Source organism: Acidovorax sp. Q11 (assembly GCF_054950075.1).
Genome location: NZ_JBUDZG010000089.1, coordinates 1 through 950 on the forward strand (window position 1 = coordinate 1; position 950 = coordinate 950).

1 pseudogene is annotated in these 950 nt (G+C 56.8%); it reads right to left on the reverse strand.

Annotation, left to right across the window (positions count from 1 at the left end):
• Window positions 1-199 precede the first annotated feature (199 nt).
• Window positions 200-829 (reverse strand): annotated as a pseudogene (locus ACYZGB_RS22790) (aminotransferase class I/II-fold pyridoxal phosphate-dependent enzyme); the annotation flags it as partial.
• Between the last annotated feature and the right edge of the window lie 121 nt (window positions 830-950).

Consider the following 950-nt stretch of genomic DNA (forward strand, 5'->3'; position numbering starts at 1 on the left):
CAATGAACCAATTCGCGATCCTCTACGAAGACCGGTTCACCAAATCGAGCACGTAAGATCCTCAATCAGCTTCACGAAATCGGTGAAGGTTCAATGAGCCTCACACACGGAAACTCGGACAGGCCCCACCAGTTAGGGGCACGTCCCTGAGTTCTCAACCACTGAGAGGGTGCAACAAAGCTTGTCCGTGCCCAGTGAGCTAGGTAGAGCCCAACTGCATCAACACCCTTTGGAGAGCTTTTCTGAATCTCGGGTCCAACACGGCCCCCACGTTGTAGCGTGACCATGGCGAGGTCGCTGAGGCGTCGACGCTGAAAATCCTGCCAGGCGCCAGTCGGACGTTATGTGGCAGCAGCGAGTCTGCGAGTGTCATTGAGTCATCCACCCCTGGCATGGACGCCCACAGGTAGAGGGACTGAGCATTCTTCGCAAAGATGTTTGCTCCGACAGATTCGAACAGCGCCCGCGCACCTTCTGTTGCTTCCCCAAGACGACTACGCAACCGGGTCAGATGTCGTTGATAGTGGCCTTCGCTCAACATGACATCGACCGTCCTTTCGCAAAGCTCCGAACTGCTCACGTGGATCAACGCTTTCAGGTCGGAAAGATCACTGGCTAAATCTGCGCCACAAGCGATAAACCCCACGCGCAGCGCGGCCGAGAACGACTTTGAGAAGCTCCCGATGTAGATCGTGCGCTCAAGTTGGTCCAGAGAAGCCAGGCGCGGCGACGAGGTCGGTTTGAAGTCGGCAAGCGGATCGTTCTCAACGATCAGCAGATCGTATTTCTGCGCAAGTTGCAGCACGCGAAAGGCCTTTGCTGCGGTCACCCATTAGCCGCCCCCGTCAAGTGGCAAACACACGCCCCTGCACCGCAAGAGCGCACCTTTTTGTCCATCCGGATTGCTCCTTCAAGACTGCATCCCCCGTCCTCGAACTCACCGCGCGCTT